13 protein-coding genes are annotated in these 14322 nt (G+C 70.3%); 9 read left to right on the forward strand and 4 right to left on the reverse strand.

The window, feature by feature from the left end; all coding sequences use genetic code 11:
- Positions 1–35: 35 nt before the first annotated feature.
- On the forward strand, positions 36–1727 hold the full coding sequence (locus ACFYWM_RS07305) for an ABC transporter ATP-binding protein (protein WP_389909968.1): 1692 nt from the start codon (positions 36–38) through the stop codon (positions 1725–1727).
- Positions 1724–3469 (forward strand): ABC transporter ATP-binding protein, encoded by a 1746-nt coding sequence (locus tag ACFYWM_RS07310; RefSeq protein ID WP_389909971.1) that lies wholly within the window; start codon positions 1724–1726, stop codon positions 3467–3469. The genes ACFYWM_RS07305 and ACFYWM_RS07310 overlap by 4 nt, the downstream gene beginning before the upstream one ends.
- A gap of 63 nt (positions 3470–3532) precedes the next feature.
- Here the strand turns inward: ACFYWM_RS07310 and ACFYWM_RS07315 are convergent, their stop codons facing one another.
- The gene (locus tag ACFYWM_RS07315) at positions 3533–3970 is read right to left on the reverse strand and encodes an ATP-binding protein (RefSeq protein ID WP_389909974.1); all 438 of its coding nucleotides are present in this window, start codon (positions 3968–3970) and stop codon (positions 3533–3535) included.
- A gap of 127 nt (positions 3971–4097) precedes the next feature.
- Here ACFYWM_RS07315 and ACFYWM_RS07320 point away from each other — a divergent pair, with 127 nt between their 5' ends.
- Together ACFYWM_RS07320 and ACFYWM_RS07325 are read left to right on the forward strand one after the other, a co-directional pair.
- Positions 4098–5033: a helix-turn-helix domain-containing protein gene (locus ACFYWM_RS07320; protein WP_389909977.1), complete on the forward strand. Its 936-nt coding sequence runs from the start codon at positions 4098–4100 to the stop codon at positions 5031–5033.
- Positions 5030–5479 (forward strand): DUF397 domain-containing protein, encoded by a 450-nt coding sequence (locus ACFYWM_RS07325; RefSeq protein ID WP_389909979.1) that lies wholly within the window; start codon positions 5030–5032, stop codon positions 5477–5479. The genes ACFYWM_RS07320 and ACFYWM_RS07325 overlap by 4 nt, the downstream gene beginning before the upstream one ends.
- Before the next feature lie 244 nt (positions 5480–5723).
- On the opposite strand, the gene ACFYWM_RS07330 is transcribed toward ACFYWM_RS07325, so the two are convergent.
- On the reverse strand, positions 5724–6665 hold the full coding sequence (locus tag ACFYWM_RS07330; RefSeq protein ID WP_389909981.1) for an SGNH/GDSL hydrolase family protein: 942 nt from the start codon (positions 6663–6665) through the stop codon (positions 5724–5726).
- 496 nt (positions 6666–7161) lie between these two features.
- Here ACFYWM_RS07330 and ACFYWM_RS07335 point away from each other — a divergent pair, with 496 nt between their 5' ends.
- Entirely contained in the window at positions 7162–7527 is a 366-nt protein-coding gene (locus ACFYWM_RS07335; protein ID WP_389909984.1) for a hypothetical protein, read from the forward strand.
- Between the two features lie 247 nt (positions 7528–7774).
- On the opposite strand, the gene ACFYWM_RS07340 is transcribed toward ACFYWM_RS07335, so the two are convergent.
- The gene (locus tag ACFYWM_RS07340) at positions 7775–8407 is read right to left on the reverse strand and encodes a hypothetical protein (RefSeq protein WP_389909986.1); all 633 of its coding nucleotides are present in this window, start codon (positions 8405–8407) and stop codon (positions 7775–7777) included.
- A gap of 372 nt (positions 8408–8779) precedes the next feature.
- Positions 8780–10843 (reverse strand): prolyl oligopeptidase family serine peptidase, encoded by a 2064-nt coding sequence (locus ACFYWM_RS07345; protein WP_389909989.1) that lies wholly within the window; start codon positions 10841–10843, stop codon positions 8780–8782.
- Between the two features lie 106 nt (positions 10844–10949).
- Here ACFYWM_RS07345 and mshB point away from each other — a divergent pair, with 106 nt between their 5' ends.
- The 4 genes from mshB to ACFYWM_RS07365 all read left to right on the forward strand — a co-directional run bounded on the left by mshB (position 10950) and on the right by ACFYWM_RS07365 (position 14291).
- The gene (mshB, locus tag ACFYWM_RS07350) at positions 10950–11873 is read left to right on the forward strand and encodes an N-acetyl-1-D-myo-inositol-2-amino-2-deoxy-alpha-D-glucopyranoside deacetylase (protein ID WP_389909991.1); all 924 of its coding nucleotides are present in this window, start codon (positions 10950–10952) and stop codon (positions 11871–11873) included.
- 32 nt (positions 11874–11905) lie between these two features.
- A complete protein-coding gene (locus ACFYWM_RS07355) occupies positions 11906–12445 on the forward strand; it encodes a DUF6113 family protein (protein WP_389909994.1) in 540 nt (179 codons plus the stop codon).
- Positions 12446–12526: 81 nt separating this feature from the next.
- Positions 12527–12961 carry a hypothetical protein gene (locus ACFYWM_RS07360; protein ID WP_389909997.1) on the forward strand — a complete coding sequence of 145 codons (435 nt, stop codon included), beginning with the start codon at positions 12527–12529 and terminating at the stop codon, positions 12959–12961.
- Positions 12962–13298: 337 nt separating this feature from the next.
- The gene (locus ACFYWM_RS07365; RefSeq protein ID WP_389910000.1) at positions 13299–14291 is read left to right on the forward strand and encodes an MBL fold metallo-hydrolase; all 993 of its coding nucleotides are present in this window, start codon (positions 13299–13301) and stop codon (positions 14289–14291) included.
- Positions 14292–14322: the final 31 nt, after the last annotated feature.

A 14322-nucleotide genomic window follows, 5' to 3' on the forward strand; every position in this document is an offset into this window, starting at 1 on the left:
CTGGTCAGGGCGGAGTTTGTAACCCTTGCTGGGACATGCGCTCCTTACCTGCCGCCGACCCCGGCGTTCCCGATGCCCGCAGCCCGATCAGATACCTGCGGTGGGTGGCCCGCATGCAGAGAGGGCCGCTGCTCCTCGGCGTCGTCTACGCCGTCCTGTGGTGGCTCGCGATGGCGCTCGTGCCGTACGCCATGGGCGAGGGCATCGACGCCATCAGGGCCGAGGACGTGCCGGCCCTGACGACCTGGGGCGGGGTGGTGCTCGCCCTGGGGATCGCGCAGGCCGTCACGGGCGTCCTGCGTCACCGGCTGGCCGTCTACAACTGGCTGGCCGCCGCCTACCGGACCGTCCAGGTCACCGTCAGGCAGTCGACCCGGCTGGGCGCGACCCTGCCCAAGCGCATGTCCACCGGCGAGGTGGTGAGCGTCGGCAACTCCGACATCGCCCACATCGGCAACGCGATCGACATCCTGCTCCGGGGCAGCGGCGCGCTCGTCGCCATCGCCGTCGTGACCGCCATCCTGATGAACAGCTCGCCGCCGCTGGGCCTGGCGGTCCTGGTGGGCCTGCCCCTCATGGCGGTCGCCGTCGCCCCCATGCTCAAGCCGCTGCACCGCCGCCAGAACGCCCACCGCGACCTGCAGGGCGACCTCTCCACCCGCGCCGCCGACATCGTCACCGGCCTGCGGGTGCTGCGCGGCATCGGCGGCGAGCGGGTCTTCGCCGACCGTTACGGCGCCGAGTCCCAGCGGGTGCGGCACGCGGGCGTGCGGGTGGCCTCCGTCGAGTCCATGCTGGAGGGCGCGCAGGTCCTGCTGCCGGGGCTGCTGATCACCGGCGTGATCTGGCTCGGCGCGACCTTCGCGATGCGCGGCGAGATCAGCGCCGGCCAGCTCGTCGCCTTCTACGGCTACGCCGCCTTCCTGATCGCCCCCGTGCGCACCCTCACCGAGGCCGCCGACAAGCTGACCAAGGGGCACGTCGCCGCCCGCAGGGTGGTGCGCATCCTCGCGCTGCAGCCCGAGGTGGAGGGCGGCACCGGCCGCTCCGAGGGCGGCCTGCTGCGCGACGTGGCCTCCGGGGTCGCCGTGCGCCCCGGCGTGCTCACCGCCGTCGCGGCGGCCGCCCCAGAGGAGGCGGTGGCCATCGCCGACCGGCTCGGCCGTTACAGCGAGGGCGACGTCGACTTCGGCGACGTGGCGCTGGCGACCCTGCCGATCTCCGAGGTGCGCCGCCGGATCCTCGTCGCCGACAACGACGCCAAGCTGTTCGCCGGGGTGCTGAGGGACGAGCTCGACGTCACCGGCCGGGCCACGGACGAGGAGCTCGCCCAGGCGCTGAGCGCCGCGTGCGCCGACGACATCGTCGAGGCGCTGCCCGGCGGTCTCGACGGGCGCGTCGCGGAGGCGGGCCGGGAGTTCTCCGGCGGCCAGCAGCAGCGGCTCCGGCTCGCCAGGGCGCTCACCCTCGACCCGGAGGTGCTCATCCTCATCGAGCCCACCAGCGCGGTCGACGCCCACAGCGAGGCGCGCATCGCCGACCGGCTCGCCAAGGCGCGCGCCGGCAAGACCACGCTGGTCTGCACGACCAGCCCGCTGGTGCTCGACCGCACCGACCACGTCGTCTACGTCGAAGGAGGCGTCGTGCGCGCCGAGGGCACGCACCGGGAGCTGCTCGCCGCCCACCCGGGTTACACCGCCGTCGTCACCCGTGGGGAGGCGTCGTGAGCAGGCAGATCCTGCCCGTCGCCGACCAGGCGCAGGTCCGGGCGTACGCCCGCAGGCTCACCCTGAAGTACCCCCGCGACCTGACCGTGGCCCTGCTCCTGCACGCCCTGGCCGCCGTCGCGGGCCTGGCGGTGCCGTGGCTGCTCGGCGGCCTCGTGCAGGGCGTCCACACCGGCTCCGGGGTCGACGTCACCAAGGTGGCGCTCGCCATCGGCGGTTTCGTGGTCGCCCAGGCGGTGCTGGTCAGGTTCGCCGTCTACGCCTCCTCCAGGCTCGGCGAGAAGGTCCTCGCCGAGCTGCGCGAGGAGTTCGTCGGCCGGGTGCTCGGCCTGCCGCTGTCCACGGTCGAGCGCGCCGGGTCCGGAGACCTCATCTCGCGGACCTCGCGCGACGTCGACTCGCTGTCGCGCACCGTGCGGCACGCCGTGCCCGAGACGCTGATCGCGCTGGTCACCTGCGCCATCACCGTCGGCGCGCTGCTGCTGGTCGGGCCGCTGCTCATGCTGCCCTCGCTGCTCGCCGTCCCCATCCTGTGGATCTCCACCCGCTGGTACCTCAAGCGGGCCAGGGACGGCTACCTGCGCGAGAGCGCGGCGTACGCCGACATGACCGACGGCCTGGCCGAGACGGTCAACGGCGCCCGCGCCGTGGAGGCCCTGGGCCTGCAGCGGCGGCGCCATCAGCGCACCGACGCCGACATCGCCGAGTCGTGGGCGGCCGAGCGCTACACGCTGGGGCTGCGCACGGTCTGGTTCCCCTCGGTCGAGCTCGGCTACGTGATCCCGATCGTGGCGACGCTGGTCATCGGCGGCCTCTTCTACGTTCGGGGCTGGGCCACCCTGGAGCAGGTCACCACCGCCACGCTCTACGTCCAGCAGCTCATCGACCCGCTCGACCGGCTGCTCATGTGGATCGACGAGCTCCAGGTCGGCGGCGCCTCCATGGCCCGCCTGCTGGGCGTCGCCGAGGTGCCCGACGACCGCGAGGCCGGCTCCACCGTCCCCGAGGGCAGCGAGCTGAGGGCCGACGACGTCCGTTACGCCTATCGCGAGGGCCACGACGTGCTGCACGGCATCGACCTGACGGTGAGGCCGGGCGAGCGGCTCGCCATGGTCGGCCCGTCGGGGGCCGGCAAGTCCACGCTGGGCCGCCTGCTCGCGGGCGTCCACGGCCCCCGCACCGGCGTGGTCACGGTCGGCGGCACCCCGCTGGTCGAGCTCCCCCTGGAGGACCTGCGCGGCCACGTCGCCCTGGTGACCCAGGAGCACCACATCTTCCGGGGCACCGTACGCGACAACGTGCTCATCGCCCGGCCCGACGCCGACGACGCGCGGGTCCGCGAGGTGCTGGAGGCCGTCGACGTCTGGGAGTGGGTCGAGGCCCTGCCCGAGGGGCTCGACACGGCCGTCGGCTCCGGCGGCGAGCCCGTCCCCGCCGCCCAGGCGCAGCAGCTCGCCCTCGCCCGGCTCGTCCTGGCCGACCCGCACACCCTCGTCCTCGACGAGGCCACCTCGCTGATCGACCCCCGCGCCGCCCGCAACCTGGAACGCTCGCTGGCCGCCGTCCTCGACGGCCGTACGGTCATCGCCATCGCCCACCGCCTCTACACGGCCCACGACGCCGACCGCGTCGCGGTGGTGGAGGACGGCCGCATCAGCGAGCTCGGCTCCCACGACGAGCTGGTCGCGGCGGGGGGCTCGTACGCGGCACTGTGGAGCAGCTGGCACGGCACGTCCCGATGAGAGTTCCGAGACTTTCACCGGGACGTGCGGGCGCGCGCTGCCGGAAGCGGCGGAAAGTGACCGTCAACCCGTTCCTGACCCGCCGGTGGACGTGATCTCCGCCCAGATCACCTTTCCGTCCACCAGGGGGACCATGCCGAACCCGTCGGCGTAGTGCGCCGCGAGATACAGGCCGCGTCCGTCGCAGGCTTCGAAACCCGGCGCCTCCCGGGGGACGACCGGCAAGGCGGGGGAGAAGTCACGCACGCTCAGGCGCACGCTGGAGCCGGGGGCGCTCACCGTGAGCTCGAACCGCTCGTCGCCGGTGTGTCTGACGTTGCTGCACAGCTCGGTGAGGATCACCATGCAGCGGTCCACGACGACCTCCTGCGTTTTCCAGAGGACCAGCTGGATCGTCACGATGCGCCGGATCGGCTCCATCGTCTCCGGGCTGTACCGCTGCGCCAGGGAGAGCCGTCGGTGCGAAGCCCGGGTCTTCTCCGTTGTCATGGCGTCGTTCATTGCCCCTCCATGCGCGTAGGGCGATCGCATCACTCTTCGTTGTTCTGCAGATACGATGCGTGTTCCTGAAAGATGATGCTGTGAAATCTGATACCTGCGCAACCTCGTTTTGGAGAAAGTTGCTCCAGTGAAAATCTGGGTGCGTCAGGATGCTGGATCAGGCTGGTTTTGTCGTAAAGAGGTGTTCATGCCAGAGGTCAGGGCCACAGTCCGCCGTCGACGCCTGGGACGTGAGCTGGAGACGTTGCGCCACGCTCGCAAGCTCACGCTGGAGGATGCCGCCATCCTCCTCATGCGCCCCAAGACGTCTCTGAGCAAGATCGAGAATGGTAGGCAGCAACTTCGCGTCAGAGACGTGCCCTTCATCCTCGACAAGTACGAACTCGACGATCCGGCTCGCCGTGAAGAGATCATGACGTTGGCGAGCAAGGCCGCCGAACGTGACTGGTGGCAAAAGTTCCAGGGAGTCGTACGCGACCCCTTCGCCGACTACCTCAGCCTTGAGGAGTCGGCAACATTGATCTTCAAGTGGTCGCCGCTTCTCATTCCGGGATGGCTGCAGACCGAGGCCTACGCCCGTCATGTGGTGGCGGCCAGTCGCATGTGGCAGACCGAGGAGGAGATCGACAAGTTCGTGGCCCTGCGCATGAGGCGCAAGACCACGGTTCTGGACCGTGAGGAGCCCCCGCAGGTCTGGGTGGTGCTGTCGGAGATGACCATCCGCCAGCGCGTCGGTGCTCCGGACATACGGGTCATGAAAGAGCAGTTGGAGCACCTGAAAGAGGTGGCCGCCGACCGGGGTCGCTCTCATGTTCAGATCGTGCTTCTGCCTTATTCGGCGGGTGAGCACGCGGGACTTGAAGGTGCTTTCACCTGGATGCGCTTCGACTCCGGCCCGGAGGTCATCTGTCTGGAGGCGCTGACCTCGGCGCAGTACCTTGAGGATGAAGACGAAGTGGCCCGGTATGCGATGGCCGCCGACCATCTTCGCGCGGCCGCTCAGTCACCTCGCGACACAATCGCGACGCTGAATAAAGTGATCAAGGAATTGGGAGCGAAATGAGCGCTTGCCCCACCCCCGAGCCCCTGGTCTGGGTCACGAGCAGCTTCAGCGACGGTGGAGCCAACTGTGTCATGGTCGGCAGGGGAACCGCCGGTGTTGTGGGCGTGCGCGATTCCAAGGCCACGGACGTGCCGACCATCATGTTCTCCGTCACGGCCTGGTCGCGGTTCCTCGATGTCGTGAAGGCCGAAATCGCAGAGCACGAGCCCGTGGCATCTCCGCAGAACAAGACGGAACTGTACGGCCTTGATCTTTCTGACGTGACGTGGCTGAGTGCCGCCGGAAGCAGTCCCGTCGACCGCGTTGAGATGGCTCACTTGCCCGACGGAGCGATCGCGCTGCGCCATCCGATGGCGGAGACGGCCCTGCGCTACACCTGTGCGGAATGGATCGCCTTCAGGCGCGGCGTTCGGGCCGGCGAGTTCGGCGTGTCGACAGCCGCGTGATCTCGGACGCCGTCCCGCTCTCGCGGTGCCGCGAACTCCTGCCTGCGAATGAGGCGACGGTTGTCCAAGGCTGTTCAGACCTGTTGTCGGCATCCACGTTCAAGAGAGGGCTTTCTCGCCGCGAACGAGGCACTTCTCCAGACTGTGACTGCCGTAGGTGGTGCTGCCAACGCCTGCCGAAGGACGTGAGCGGCTTCCGCGTGCTCACCTTTGTTCTGGTCCGCCCGGTTGTCCGGGACGCGGGTCAGAGGGCGACGCGGAGCGGGACCTTGCGCTGGATGAGGGTGGCGAGGGCGGCGTGGCCCTGGCGGTTGAGGTGCAGGACCGCGACGCCGCCCTCCTGGCCGGGGGCGAGGGCGTCGAATCCCCGGTAGAACGGGGCGGTCGACTCGCACAGTGAGTGCCCGGCGAACTCGGGGTGGAGGGTGGTCGAGCTCCGGTGCGGGCTGACGAAGCGGACGTCGATCCCACGCGTCCTGGCGGCTCGCGCGGTCTGGGAGAGGGTGGCGTCCAGGGTGCCGGAGACCCGTGCTCCCGCCAGGCGCTCCCCGGCGCTGAGGACACCGGCGTCGCAGATCGGGTCGAGCGGTACGCCGGTGGCGTTCTGGCCACGGGTGACCGCCCTGCCGTACCCGGTCATGACGATCCGGGCGTGGGGGCTGCGGCGCCTGATCTCGGTGAGGAGGCCGCTCAAGGACCGCTTCAGGGCGGGCATGCGGTCGAGGATCGCCGTGGTGGGCGCGCCCGTGCAGTCGGCCTGGACGCAGACGTTGCCGTATCCGGCGAAGTCGATGTCGTTGCCACCGATGTTCAGCGTCACCAGATCGGTGTTCCGGCGGAGCGCGCCGAGTTGCGGGGGCTCGCCCTTGAACGTCTGCCGCAGATCCTGGATGGTCGCGCCGCTGCACGTGACGTTGACGAACCTCACGTTCGCGCCGCGCCGCCGTAGCTCCTCGACGAGGATCGTGGAGGCGGAGCCGCGGCTGCGGTAGCAGGTCCCCTCGGTGCCGGGCTCGTAGTCTCCGGCCCCGGTGCCGGACGCGTAGGAGTCGCCCAGCGCCACCACGTCGAAGGACGGTGTGACACCGGCCGCCACCGCGGCGGCGGGGATCGCCGTGCCCGCCGTGGTCCCGGCGGCCAGGACGAGGGCCGCGAGGCCCACGCCGATTCTTGTGCGAGTGACCATCGGTGCTGGATCCTCCCGTGAAGACGATGAGGGCCACGGCGGTGAGAAATGCCCTGCCCCCTGGCGCTTCCCGTGTGAACCGTGCCTTTGCCGAGCGTGAATTCGTGCCGGTGCGTCCATGGTCTGGAAGGCGGAGAACGCCGCCGGTTTTGTTGCCATTCACACTGATTTGAGGACCGATATTACGGTCGTCACGTCACAGAAATCTTGACGGGAGATGGATTCGGTATAGCGGGCCGTCCGTAATGGTCGGAGGAGGCGCATCCGGTGCGCTCTGCGCCGCGCCGGTCGGCTGCTGAGGCTGTCCGTCCCGTGCGGGCCGGGGACCACTCGCGGGGCGGGGAATCGGCCGCGTGGTCGGGGGACCACTCGCGGGGGCCGTTCGCGCGGGCGGGTGATTTCCTGGGTGAGGTGCCGTCTCGCGGCGGTGCTCCTGGTATTCAGGACCCCTTCGTGGACGAATGTCCCTCAGGCCGGGAAGCTACACTCTCGCCCCATGGGTATAGGCCGCATCCTCTATCTCACCTTTGGCTGCATGGTGCTGTTCGTCGCCATGGTGTTGGCCGCGTACGAGGGGGACCCCGAGAACATGCAACGGGCACATGTCTTCGCGCTGGGGGCGATCGGGTTGATGATCGCCGGCGCCGCCTGCGGCGCCGCCGAGCGCCGGAGCGCTCACCCCCCGCAGCCTCCGCAGTCTCCTCCGGCACCGCCTCTCGCGCCCCCGCAGCACTATCCTCCGCAGGGTCACAACCTCCATCACGGCCACACCGCCCCGCAGGGCTATGGCCAGCAGGGTTACACCGTCCCGCAGGGTTACAACCCCCAGCAGGGTTACACCTCTCCCTATCCCTCCGCCTAGAACCTGTCTCGAAGGCGGCGGGGTGGGTGGTTGTTTCGCGGCGGACGGCGAGTTTGTCGAAGCGGGTCACGGTGGCGCTTGAGTCGATTGATGCCGTCTTCCGAGGTCGGGCGGGCGCGGGGGTCGACCGGGTCGAAGGCCGGCCACCGTGGTCGCCACGCCGCTGCCGGGCGGCGACCCGATCGGCCGGTTCGGGAACGGAGCACCGAACCGGCTCGCCGACTCCTCCGGCGCGGACCAGGCGGCCCTACAAGCCGTAACCACTCCAGAGGAACAGTGCCGCGCCGCGAGTTCTCACGGTCTGCCATTCTTTCGACGTCAGGCTGCTTTTGATATCGGTCAGAACCGGCTTGATACGGACTTTGATGAGGTATCCAGCGGCCATCACGTAAACTTGATCGAAGCAGTCCGCTTTCGTCCTCCCACTGCTTTTCATCGCGAGAATCTTCTTGCTTATACTGAGGTAATAAGGTTCGAACCTGCGGGAAAGGACTGCGAGAGCCTTTGTCAGCGGAAGCCCTAAGTTTGCTAGGTTCGCCGCTTGACTTGCGGTGAGAATATTCGGGGTGATGAGAGTGGCGAAGGATTCTTTGAAAGGTTTGTTGGCGTAGATGTCTTCCGCCAGTTTGTCAAGGATCTTGGACAGCTGCTGATCGGTGAAGAACGTTGTCAGCAGGGTTCTGATCTTGATGACGGCCTTCTGCTTGGACGTGACCAGGGTTTGCGGCCTCTGTAGCAGGCTCGGTTCGGCTGACATCGACGCGTGGGTGGCACCCATCGATATCCGGGTTGGCGACGATGAGGCCGCGCTTACCGCTGAGGCATTCGCAAGGCAGACCGACACCGCGAGGGCGGCGGCCAGCAGGGAGGTTCGAGGCACGGGCGTCACATTACTCATTTCCTCGGTGCCCGTCCACGCTGACGTTTTGGCGCAAGGCTTGGGTGAACAGGGCGAGCGGCCCGTGAATCAGTGGCGTGTCGTAGCCGGGTAAGTGGAAAGGTCTCCGACAAAGGGTTCGTCGACGAAAAAGAACCTCATACTTAACGGTGACGCGGCGGTTCGACCTCACCGATGCGCGGTGGGAGCGGCCGGAACCGCTACTTCCCGCTCCTGACGGGCCCACCCTTCCGCCCGCCCGCCCTCCCGCGCCGCGCCCGGCGCGGCCCGCACCCGCTACCGGGTACGGGCCGTTCAATCCTCGGGAGAACGTCTCGGGGGAACGTCTCAGAAGAACGCTTCGAGAGAACGGTCTCAGGAGGACAGCGCCTTCTTCAGGAAGTCGACCTGGAGCAGCAGCAGGTTCTCCGCCACTGTCTCCTGCGGGGTCATGTGGGTGACCCCCGACAGCGGCAGCACGTTGTGCGGGCGGCCCTCGGCCAGCAGGGCCGAGGACAGGCGCAGGGTGTGCGCGGCGACCACGTTGTCGTCGGCCAGGCCGTGGATCAGCAGGAGGGGCCGGTCCAGCTTCCCCGCGTCGGCGAACAGCGACGAGGAGTCGTAGTGGCCCTCGTCCGGGTGGCCGAGGTAGCGCTCGGTGTAGCAGGTGTCGTACAGGCGCCAGTCGGTCACCGGGGCCCCGGCGACGGCCGCGTGGAACACGTCGGGGCGGCGGAGCACGGCGAGGGCGGCCAGGTAGCCGCCGAACGACCAGCCCCTGATGCCGACCCGCGACAGGTCCAGGTCGTCGGGGAACCGCGCGGCGGCGCCGTGCAGGGCGTCGATCTGGTCCTCCAGGACCGGGGTGGCCAGGTCGTGCAGGACGGCCCGCTCGAACTCCGGGCCGCGCCCCGGGGTGCCCCGGCCGTCGGCCACGACCACCGCGAAGCCCTGGTCGGCGAACCACTGGCTGGTCAGGTGAGCTCCGGCCGCGGCCAGCACGCGCTGGGCGTGCGGTCCGCCGTACGGATCCATGAGGACCGGCAGCTTCGCCGAGCCGGGCACGTGTCCTGAGGGCAGGAGCACGGCGGTGGCGAGGTCGCGCTCGCCCGCCCTGATCAGGGAGACCCGCAGGTCCAGGCTGGGGCGCTCGGCGTGCGAGGCGATGTGGCCGCGGGGCGTGCCGTTGTGCAGGACGCGGGTGGCCGAGCCCTCGCTGCCCAGGGTCTGGCCGGTGATCACCAGGGTGCCGCCCGCGGTGTGGCCGCTGTAGACGCCGCCCTCGGTCGGGCTGACGAGGGTGATCTGACCCCTCCGGTAGGCCCAGACGGCGATCTCGGTGGGCTCCCCGCTCGCCCGGAAGAGCACGGTCTCGCCGTCGATGTCGAGGATCTCGCGGACCTGGAGGGTGGGCGGCGTGACGGGGGAGTCGCCGACGACCAGGCGGTGGCCGCCCTCCGAGGTGGCGGCCCAGACGAGGCTGCCGTCGGACAGGTGGCCGGGGACGCCGGTGACGACGTCGACCCAGGCGGGGTCGGTGTCCTCGCGGACGACCGTGGAGGCGCCGGTGGCCGGGTCGACGTCGAGCAGCCGCATGGTCCGCTGGTCGCGCGTCATGGTGACGATCGACAGGCCGTGGGCGTCCCAGGCGGCGTTGACCAGGTATTCGTCGTCGAAGGGCACGGCGACGCGGGCCCCGCCGAGGGTGAGGACGAAGAGCTCGACCCCGGCGTTGGCCGTACCGGCGGCGGGGTAGCGCTGCTCGGTGGCGGGCCGGGCCGGGTTGGCCGGGTCGGCGATGTGCCAGCGCTGCACCGGCGAGTCGTCGGCCCGCTCGACCAGGATCGCGTCGCCGGACGGGGACCACCAGTAGCCCCGCATGCGGTCCATCTCCTCGGCGGCGACGAACTCGGCCAGGCCGTACGTCACCTCCGGGGACTCGGGGCGGGCCAGCGCGTGGTCGACCTCGTCCTCAAGGTCCTGGATGTGGAACGCGCCGCCGGTCACGTAGCCGACGTGGACGCCGGTGGGGGACATCCGGGGGTCGATCACCGGGCCGGAGGTCTTCAGCCGCCGCACCTGCCCGGTGCGCAGGTCGACGACGTAGAGGCCGCCGGAGAGCGCGAACGCCGCGACGGTCACCGCCGCGTCGGTGCTGTACCCGACGATGCCCCCGGCCTGCTCGCGGCTCCGCTCGCGGCGCGCCCGCTCCTCGGGCGGCAGGTCCTCGTCGTCGGCCGCCAGGGCGCGCGGGTCGACGACCAGCCGTTCCGTGCCGCTGAGGACGTCGTACTCCCACAGGCAGGTCACCGGGTCGAAGCCGCTCCTGGTCCTGAGGAACACGACGCGGTCACCGCCCGGGGCGATCGTGAAGCCGCGCGGCACTCCGAGGGTGAATCGACGGGTTCTGGCGTGCAGGCGAGGGAAGCTCTCACTCATACGAGCCATCTTGCCAGTTCCGCATCGAGTGTCTTGTTTTCGAGGTGCGGAGGGACCGGGGAATGCGACGTTTCGCATGATGTCCGGCATCGATACCCTCGGACGCATGACTGATCGGCGCCTGATGCTCGTGCACGCCCACCCGGACGACGAGACGATCGGCAGCGGGGCCACCATGGCCAAATACGCCGCCGAGGGCGCGCACGTCACGCTGGTGACCTGCACCCTGGGGGAGGAGGGGGAGGTCATCCCCCCGGAGCTCGCCCACCTGGCCGCCGACCGCGACGACACCCTGGGTGAGCACCGCGTCGGGGAGCTCGCCGCGGCCTGCGCGGCGCTCGGCGTCACCGACCACCGGTTCCTGGGCGGTCCCGGCCGCTGGAGGGACTCCGGCATGATGGGCGTCGCCTCCAACCACCGGGCGAACGCCTTCTGGCGGGCCGACCTGGACGAGGCGGCGGGCGAGCTCGTGAGGATCATCCGCGAGGTACGGCCCCAGGTGCTCGTCACCTACGACGAGAACGGTTTCTACGGCCACCCCGACCACATCCAGGCCCACCGCGTGGCCTGGCGGGCCGTCGAGCTGGCCGCCGACCCGGCGTTCGAGCCGGTGCCGGGTGAGGGCGGGGGCGGGGTGTGGCGGGTCGCGAAGGTCTACCACACCGCCATGCCCAGGTCCGTGATGTACCGGACCGAGGAGGCGATGCGCGAGAGCGGCGCGCCCTTCCTCGCCGAGCCGGTCGACGACCTGCCGTTCGGCTGCGCGGACAAGGACGTCACCACCGAGATCGACGCCCGCGCCCACGTCGGCCGGAAGATCGACGCGATGCGGGCGCACGCCACCCAGATCAGCGTGGACCCGCCCTGGTTCGCCCTGTCCAACGACGTCGGCCAGGAGGTGCTCGGGGTCGAGCACTTCATCCTCCGCTCCGGCGTGCCGGGGCCCGCCGGTCCCGGGGCGCCGATCGAGGTGGGAGGGCTCGGCGAGCCGTACGACCGCGAGGACGACCTCTTCGCCGGGATCCACTAGCCTCGGTGCTTGTGATGGAGCAGGTACCAGCCGTGCGTGAACCCTCGGAGACGGTCGTCACCGTGGCGGCCAACGCCGTGCTCGTCGTGCTCGGGCTCCTGCTGGGCGTCCTCGGCGGGTTCCAGCACTCCTGGTACGTCAGGCCCGTCCCGGTCTCCGCCGTCGGCTGCCTCGCCCTGCTGTTCGCGGTGACCTACGGGGCCGGCCGGATGACGCGCGGCAAGGCGGCGCCCCTGTCGTTCGCGGCGGGCTGGGCGCTGATCACCATGCTCTGGATCTCCGGACGCTCGGAGGGCGACCTGGTCATCGCCAACGACCTGTCCGGTTACCTCTACCTCTACGGAGGGCTGGCGGCGATCGCCGCGGGGGTCATGCTCTCGCCGTCGGCCTCCGTGGCCGGGTCGTGGCTGCTCACCCCGCACGGATACGGACCCGGTCCCGGTCCCGGTCCGGGATCCCCTCCCATGCCGCCAGGCCCGTACATGCCGCCCGGTCCGCCCGGTCCGCAGTTCCCGTCCGGCCCGCAGTTCCCGTCCGGTCCGTCCGGTCCGCCGGGGCCGTCCGCTCCCTGACGCCCCTTGTCGGACGTGGGGAAGGCCGGGGAGCCGGGAAAGCCACTGTCGCCCGTCCCCGGGATGACGCACAATCCCGGTATGCGGCGGTTGCATCGGGTACGGCGGACTCTCAACTACGTCAACCTGTCCACCCCACTGGGGCTGCTCCTGGCACGCGTCGGCCGTGCCCGGGTGACCGTGGGCCCCGACGGGCTGCTCCTGGCGTACGGGTACCGCTTCCGGTTCCCGATCGCCTCGGCGTTCACCGTGGGCAACGTGGTGCTGACCAAGCACCCGGAGGGCTTCCTCACCGGTCCCCTGCTCAAGCATGAGGACCGGCACGCCTCGCAGTACATGTGCTGCGTGGGACTGCCGATGCTCCCGCTCTATCTCGTCGCGGTGGTCGTCTCCATGATGATCTGCGGCAACCAGGCCTCGTGGAACCTTTTCGAGCGGCTCGCGAACCTGGAGGACGGTAACTACAGCCGTAAATCCCCCTGGTGGTTTCACACTAGACCCCCGCAAAAGGAATGAATCTCTCTGTGGGGGGATCTACAAGGGGTGAGCTGTTGATGACCGAAGGGGGCCGCCCATGTCACAGACGTCCCACCGAGAACTCACCTCCCACGCGCCCGCGGAACCCGACGGCCTCCTCGAAGAGCCCCCGCGGCGTTCCGGGTGGTCGGCCCGCTTCAACACGCGACCGGTGCGCGCGCTCAGGCAACTGGGCCGGACCGCCGGCCGGGCGGTCAGGGACCGGTCCGCCGAGCGGCGGGCCACCGGGCCCGAGGCGGCACTCCGCCCTCCCGAGCTCCCGGGACTCCCCGGACTCCCGGAACTTTCCGATCGATCCGCACTGCCGGTGCCCCCCGTGCGAACGGCGTCACCGAGCGTGCGACCGGCGCCGCCGAGGCGGCCCGAGCCCCTGCCGAGACGGTCGTGGCCGGGGGGCTTCAAGGACCGGCTGACCTCGCCGATCCCGACGTTCCAGGAACTGCTGGCGGTCGCCTGGCACGGCACGCTCCGGCCCGGCGTCGGGGACGAGGACCGCATCCCGGTCCACCGGGACGGGCTTCCCCTGGCGACGGGCACCGACGCGATCGTCACCTGGGTGGGACACGCGACGTACGTGGTGCAGATCGGCGGGCTCACCATCCTCACGGACCCGGTCTGGGCGAGGAAGATCGCCGGTATCCACCGGCCCCGGCTCACCCCGCCCGGGGTCGCGTGGGCGGACCTGCCCAGGATCGACGCCGTGGTGATCAGCCACAACCACTACGACCACCTGGACGCGCGGACCGTGCGGCGGCTGCCGCGAGGCACGCCCGTCCTGGTGCCCGCGGGGCTCAGGTCCTGGTTCACCCGGCGCGGGTTTCGCGACGTCACCGAGCTCGACTGGTGGGAGAGCACCTGGGTGGGCGGGGTCCGCTTCGACTTCGTCCCGGCCCACCACTGGAGCCGCCGGTCGGTCTGGGACACCTGCAAGTCCCTGTGGGGCGGCTGGGTGATCGCCTCCGGCGACCAGACGATCTACTTCGCCGGGGACACCGGGTACGGTGAGCGCTTCGCCCAGATCGGGGCCCGCTATCCGGGCGGCATCGACCTGGCCCTGATGCCGGTGGGGGCCTTCGAGCCCCGCTGGTTCATGCAGGCCGCGCACGTCGATCCCGCCCAGGCCGTGCGGGCGTGCCAGGACGTGGGGGCCCGCCGGATGGCGACCATGCACTGGGGCACGTTCGTGCTGTCCGGCGAGTCGCTCCTCGCGCCGGTGGAGGAGGCCAGGGTGGCCTGGGCGGAGGCCGGGCGGGACCGCGCCGACCTGTGGGACCTCGCCGTCGGTGAGTCCCGCGTCCTGACCTCCTGACGCTCAGGCGTCCTGATGCTCAGGCGTCCTG

The sequence above is a fragment of the Streptosporangium sp. NPDC002721 genome, from assembly GCF_042888905.1.
Taxonomy (GTDB): domain Bacteria; phylum Actinomycetota; class Actinomycetes; order Streptosporangiales; family Streptosporangiaceae; genus Streptosporangium.